The sequence below is a fragment of the Myroides sp. LJL115 genome, from assembly GCF_054871665.1.
The window spans coordinates 1-6987 of the sequence record NZ_JBTXLS010000076.1; the positions used below are offsets into that span (position 1 = coordinate 1).

The 6987-nt window shown below is 32.8% G+C and carries 6 protein-coding genes and 1 rRNA gene; all 7 read right to left on the minus strand.

The genetic code is table 11. The features are described 5' to 3' along the window. Positions 1–163 precede the first annotated feature (163 nt). The 7 genes from ACYSNX_RS12720 to rrf all read right to left on the minus strand — a co-directional run bounded on the left by ACYSNX_RS12720 (position 164) and on the right by rrf (position 6804). Positions 164–1255: a toxic anion resistance protein gene (locus ACYSNX_RS12720; RefSeq protein WP_461755038.1), complete on the minus strand. Its 1092-nt coding sequence runs from the start codon at positions 1253–1255 to the stop codon at positions 164–166. 9 nt (positions 1256–1264) lie between these two features. Then, positions 1265–2035: a hypothetical protein gene (locus ACYSNX_RS12725; protein ID WP_461755039.1), complete on the minus strand. Its 771-nt coding sequence runs from the start codon at positions 2033–2035 to the stop codon at positions 1265–1267. Then, complete coding sequence (locus ACYSNX_RS12730; protein WP_461755040.1) at positions 2035–2826, minus strand: hypothetical protein; 792 nt, start codon at positions 2824–2826, stop codon at positions 2035–2037. Before ACYSNX_RS12730 ends, ACYSNX_RS12725 begins: the two co-directional genes overlap by 1 nt. A gap of 111 nt (positions 2827–2937) precedes the next feature. Further along, positions 2938–4692, minus strand: a complete 1755-nt coding sequence (gene rpsA / locus ACYSNX_RS12735) for a 30S ribosomal protein S1 (protein WP_461755041.1) — start codon at positions 4690–4692, stop codon at positions 2938–2940. Between the two features lie 262 nt (positions 4693–4954). After that, positions 4955–5974, minus strand: a complete 1020-nt coding sequence (locus ACYSNX_RS12740; protein WP_461755042.1) for an EamA family transporter — start codon at positions 5972–5974, stop codon at positions 4955–4957. A 29-nt stretch (positions 5975–6003) separates the two neighbouring features. Beyond that, entirely contained in the window at positions 6004–6477 is a 474-nt protein-coding gene (locus ACYSNX_RS12745) for an Lrp/AsnC family transcriptional regulator (protein ID WP_461755043.1), read from the minus strand. Between the two features lie 217 nt (positions 6478–6694). Then, a 5S ribosomal RNA gene (rrf, locus tag ACYSNX_RS12750) occupies positions 6695–6804 on the minus strand. Positions 6805–6987: the final 183 nt, after the last annotated feature.

The window sequence follows — 6987 nt, forward strand, 5'->3', positions numbered from 1 at the left end:
TTTAAGCCACCCAATAGTACAGCTAGAAAACAAATAACGCTTACAAAGAGACTTAAAAAAGTCCTTTATAAGCGTTATTTTTTGTCTTTAAAAAAGCCGTTTCCTAAAAAGAGGCTACTTTATCAGTACCCTCAAAAGTACTCTAAACTTTTTGGGGTATTTTTTATGCATTGATTTGCTTTGCATTGGCTAATAAGTGCTTTTTCAAATCTTGTTCTGCATCTTTTAGTTCAATTTCAACCGCATGTCTTTTTTCTTTACCTTCTTGTTGAATTTTCACTATCTCTTCAATAGTAGAAATAATATCAGTATTTACTTTTCTAATCGTTTCAATATCTACAATTCCACGCTCTGTCTCCTTGGCAATTTGAATAGTAGAATTCTTTAAAATCTCACTGTTCTTAGAAAGCAATTGATTGGTAGCATCATTAACTGCTTGCTGAGCTCCAAGAGCCTGAGATGATCTAGCAAGTCCTAAAGTAAGGACCATTTGATTCTTCCAAAGTGGCAAGGTATTAACAATACTGCTTTGCAATTTTTCCATCAACATTAAACTATTGTTTTGCACCATTCTAATTTGAGGAGAAGACTGTAGAATAACCATTCTTGTTAATTTCAAATCGTGTACTTTTCTCTCAAAACGAACTACTTTTTGTTCGAAATCTTTATACTCTTGGATTTTTGATTGATCATTTGAATGTTCCACTTCTTTAAACATTGCAGGAAGAGTAACTTCTCTTAGTTCCTTTAGTTTTTGATCACCTGCTTCTATATACAAAGACAATTCTTTGAAATAGTTTTTATTTTCTTCAAAAAGCTTATCAAACATAGCCACATCTTTCATCATTAATTTATAATGACGCTCTAGTTGTAACTCCACTGCATTAATGTTATCTTCTACTTTAGAGTACTGGGTTTGCAACCTAGATATTTTTTTCTTTAAAGTATCAAAAAATGGAAATAAACTCTTTTTATTTGCAATGGATTCAAATGACTTTACGTCTTCCTTTAAGCCCATTAGAACATCGGTAGTTTCTCCCAAATCTTTAGTTTGAACGTGTTTTAAGATTTCTGAAGCAAAAGCACTAGCCTTTACTTGGCTAGCTGCTCCGAATTGAATCACTTGAGCAGTATCATCAAGATTAATACTATTTTTATACGATTCAATTTGTTGTAATTCACTAGTTGTAAAATCCACCTGAATTTGAGGTTCCAACACTTGTTGATCTTGAGTAATTTGAATGTCTTTTTCCATAACGTACTGCTATAATATTCCTTTATTTTTTAAATCCTGTAAATAAATCTGGGCATCTACTTCAATGTCCATATTTCGAAAGTTTCTTTGATTACTTAATTCCTCCTTGAAAGCTATAACGGCAAGAGCCAAAGTTTCTTTTAGCTTACTTTCAGCTTGTGCAATGATTTCATTGTTAATCTTGGAGCGCTCCACTTGGCTATATTGCTCTAAAATATTCTCAATCGAATAAGCATGCCTTTCTATAAATAAGTCACTTATGTGTTTATTATTCTTGGTAATTTCCTTGGTCAAGGCAATCATGTCGGAAATATTCCCTTGCACTTGTTTGTTTTCAATGATTTGCTGCCATTTCTGTAAACTGTCTACAAACGAAGATACGGACAAAACTTTAGAAATTTGATTTCGTCTCATAAAATCCACATAATCATAAGATTGAGCCCACTGTAATCTAATAATACTCTTTAAATCTACTCTTTGAAGAAAACTCTGTAAATACATGCCAATAACAACAGGTCCAGTTAAAAGTACACCAATCCACAAAACAATACTTACCGCATCGAACATACTACTGAGTCCTTGAAAAAAAACTTTAACTGCTAAAAGGGAAACTATAACTAAGTAAAGTAAACTACTTGGTAGTAAAGTCTTAATTTTGGCCTTAAAGCCCATATATAGCATAGCGATGAAAGGAATTCCGATTGGAAAGACCACTGCCAAAATACATAACCAACTTTGCTGTAACTCCCATTTGGTAGTTCTTTTTGTAAACCATCCCATTATAATAATCCTTTTGCTTTTAATAACGATATATAAACCTCTGACTCTGCATCCACTTGTAATACCTCTCTTTGAATCATACTAGACAATTCATTCTCAAAGGCACTTTTAGCCTTACTAATAACTATTTCTAACTTCTCACTTAATTCTAAATTATCTAAATTTTTTAAATAGCTCTGTTCCAATTCTACATACTGCTGTAGGATATTTAAAATAGCAGAATTATGTCTGGCGAAAAATAGTTCTGACTCCCTAGAGTCCTCCTGTAATATTAAAGAAGCGAGTCTTTGAAGTTCACTAATATCTTGCTTAATACTTTGTTTGTTTATCTGAGCTTTATAGATTTCTAATGCTTCGTTGAATAAAGCCTTTGAAGATTTCAACTCCTTTGTTGGATGAACTTGCTCATAAGTTACTTCATAGCTATAAGAGTGATTCTTTTGTAGATTCATATACTTCTTTAAATCTAAACGCTGAAGATACTCCCCTAAATGTAAAGAGATAAACAAAGTATAGACATAAAAACTCACTATACTAAATAGAATAACATAGGAAGCTTCCTGGTTAGCCAAAAGAATAAAAAGTGCTACAAATAAAAATAAAAAATAAAATAAAGCTATATATAAAGACTGTTTTGTCCAACGGGTCATATGAACAATAGCACCAAAGATATGAATTGCTAAAGGGGTTAATACACCTAAAGATAATATACTTGTTACCCCTACTACACCAAGAAGAACTAAGGCATTTTTTATCTCCCATCCTTTAGACTCATGCGTAAACCATCCCATATAAAATCACTATAAATTACGTCCTAAAGATATTGAAAAAACTGGCAAGTAGGTATAAAAAAAAAGCCCTGATTTACATCAGGGCTTTAATATATTCAAAATAGATAAAGATTATTTACCTTTTTCCATTCTTTCTTTTAATTCTGCAAGAGCGTCGATATCTCCTAAAGTCGTTTTCTCAGCAGCGTTAGAGCTAGCTTCTTGAGTTTTAACGATTTTTTCTTCTTCCTCACGGAAAATAGCAGTGTGAGATGCAACTACTCTTTTGAATTCTTTGTTGAATTCAATGATTTTGAAATCAGCTGATTCGCCTTTTTTCAATTTCTTACCATCTTCTTTCTCTAAGTGACGAGTTGGAATAAACGCAATTACGTCATCTTCGAATAATACAGTAGCTCCTTTGTCAACTAATTCAGAGATTTCTCCAGCGTGAACAGTTCCAACAGCGTAAGCATCTTCGTATTTATCCCAAGGATTAGCAGTAGTTTGTTTGTGTCCTAAAGATAATTTACGACCTTCTACGTCTAATTCTAATACAACAACATCTAATTTGTCTCCTACGTTTACAAACTCAGATGGGTGTTTGATTTTCTTAGTCCAAGATAAGTCAGAGATGTAAATTAATCCATCAATTCCTTCTTCTAATTCTACGAAAACACCAAAGTTTGTAAAGTTACGAACGATACCAACATGTTTAGATCCTACAGGATATTTAGATGTGATGTCAGTCCAAGGGTCTTGAGATAATTGTTTGATACCTAAAGACATTTTTCTTTCTTCTCTATCAAGAGTTAAGATAACTGCTTCTACTTCATCCCCTACTTTCACGAAATCTTGAGCTGATCTTAAGTGAGTAGACCAAGACATTTCAGAAACGTGGATTAAACCTTCAACTCCTTCAGCAACTTCGATAAATGCACCGTAGTCAGCTAAAACAACTACTTTACCTTTAACTTTATCACCTACATTTAAGTTTCCGTCTAAAGCATCCCATGGGTGAGCGTAAAGTTGTTTTAAACCTAATTGAATTCTTGTTTTCTCGTCATCAAAGTCTAAGATTACAACGTTCAATTTTTGGTCTAATTCTAATACCTCACTTGGGTGATTAATTCTTGACCAAGATAAGTCAGTGATATGGATTAATCCGTCAACTCCACCTAAGTCAATGAACACACCGTAAGAAGTAATGTTTTTAACAACACCTTCTAACACTTGTCCTTTTTGTAATTGACCGATGATTTCTTTTTTCTGGATTTCGATATCTGCTTCAATAAGAGCTTTATGAGAAACTACAACGTTTTTGAATTCGTGGTTAATTTTAACTACTTTGAATTCCATTGTTTTGTTCACATACTGATCGTAATCACGGATTGGTTTAACGTCAATTTGAGATCCAGGTAAGAATGCTTCGATTCCGAATACGTCAACGATCATACCACCTTTAGTTCTACATTTAACAAAACCATTAACGATTTCTCCAGTTTCGTGAGCAGCAATAACTCTATCCCAAGCTTTGATAGTACGAGCTTTTCTGTGAGATAAAACTAATTGACCATATTTATCTTCTCTTACGTCGATTAATACTTCAACTTTATCACCAACTTGTAAGTTTGGATTGTAACGGAATTCGTTTAATGAAATAACACCTTCAGACTTAGCATTGATATCAACAATTGCATCTCTGTCAGTAATCCTTACAACAACTCCTTCTACAACTTCTTCGTCATCTGTAGAGATAAATGTTTTTTCTACTAAGTTTTCAAACTCTTTTAATTGTACATCATCTACTGCATCGATACCATTTTCATAGTTATCCCAGTCAAAAGTGTTTAAGAACTCTTCTTGTGTTTTAATATTTTCAGACATAGCTGATAAAAATTTGTATTCTGTTATAAGTATAAGTCCCTAATATTCAATTATAAAGTAACAGAAGGATTTTACGTAAAATAAAATATACTCTTAGGGGACGCACTTGATCTAAAAGCTTGGCAAAATTACAACTATTTTCCAAACATACAATACATTTATTTCACTTTTTTTCACTTAACTCTTTATCTACAAAATTGTTACAAAAAAGAAACCCCCAGCCTAAGCTGAGGGAAGTAATAATAATATTTAAAAAGAAAATTTAATTCGATGTATGCAAAACTCTAGACAATCTCTTTCTAGCTTTGCGCTTTAAGAAAGTGCGTCTAAACCATTTGCTCTGGCTATATAGGTTCCAATTCATCATAGCAACACTTAGTAACACTATAAATAAACCACCAATTTGTAAGCTTGTAATTATATCGTCAGTAAAAAAGTAACTCAGCGCTACTGCTACAACTGGATTAACATAAGCATATGTACTCACTTCTGTAATTGGACGATTCTGAATTAACCATATATAAGAACCAAAGGCTAATATAGATCCAAATGTAATCAAATACCCAAGAGAAAACCAACCATCTATACTAACAGTACTTGGAGTAAAATCACTGATTTCTCCATTTACACTAGCTACAAAGGTAAATAAAACTCCAGCCGTAAGCATTTGCCAAGCTGTCTTTACCATTACGTGTAAGTCTTGTCCTTGCCTTGCATTATCATTCTTTGAATACTTAGAATATAAAGACCCTGCCGTCCAAGCAATAGAGCCTAAAATTAATAGGACCATACAAAAGATATTCAACCATTTTTGATCTTGATCTTCGGCAATCGTAATTTGTTCTATAAATAACATAATAACCCCAACAAATCCTAATAATAAACCTATTACAATTGGGCGACTACCAAAGTTATTTCTCCACTGAGGTTTATCTAAGATAATAAACCATAAAGCAGCAGCAGCAGCCATAATAGCAGCAATCCCACTAGATACATGTTGTTCAGCCCATATTAAAGCTCCCATGTCTAAGAACAATAGTAAAAAACCTGTAATACAAGCTTGCATTACCACGCGTTTATTAAAAAGCTTGAACCCTTTTAACTTACAAAATAAAAATAAAAGACTACTAGCCGCAGCGAAACGTAATGCCCCCAAGACAAAAGGCGTAAAGTCATTTAGTGCTTTATGTATAAAAAAGAAAGTTGACCCCCATACAAAGTACACTACCATGTAGGCAAATAAAACAGTACTATTATTGGTCTTATTAGCGATAGTTTTCATAAAATAGTTAATTGTAAAATAAAAACGCTTTAAAATTTATTTGTTGGTATAATGAGCTTATTGTCTTCTTTAACTGTTTGTAGTACAATAATAGTACGTGTAGAAATAATTCCTTGGATCTTAGATAATGAGTTTCTCATTAAATATACTAAAGCTAATGAATCACTTGTACGAACCTTTATCATATATCCATCATCTCCTGCAATATCATGCACTTCCAAAACCTCTGGAATTTGAGCAAGTAATTTACCTGTTTCCTCATCACCAATGATCTCATCTACTTTTATAAATATAAAAGAAAGCATTTTTTGATCAATTGCCTTAGGATTAATCTTTGCATTATATTCAAGAATAATTTCCTTTTGCTCTAACTTCTTTACACGCTCTAGTACAGCCGAAGGGGCCATACCAACTTCACGAGCTAACTCTGAGTTATTTATTTTGGCATTATCCTGCATCATGCGAAGGATCTTCAAGTCGATTTCATCTAAATTATATTCCATACCTTAATTTCAGAGTGCAAAGGTAATAAAAAAGAATATAATTCGGAAATATATTACTAAAAAAGAATTATATACATTCTATACTATTAAAAACAAAATACACATCGTTTTTAAAGCTACCATTAGAGTGTTTTTTTTACAATACTATGGAGTAGTTTTTTTTGAGTTTACTCCAAAAAAAAATCCCCAACATAAACATGTTGAGGATTTTATAAAAGAAGGGCGGCGTCATACTCTCCCACTGGTTAGCAGTACCATCTGCGCAAGCGGGCTTAACTTCTCTGTTCGAAATGGGAAGAGGTGAGCCCCGCTGCAATAACCACCCTAAATCGGTTGTCATCACTTTAGGATAACTAATATCTTTATATTAAGTTACTTAACTTTATTACTTTATACAGTAGTTTAAATCTTTATTAGAAAGTTGCCCTCTCCCTATATTGCTATAGGGAGAGAATACACATAAGCTTATGGGCTATTAGTACTACTCGACTCTGACATTACTGCCTTTAC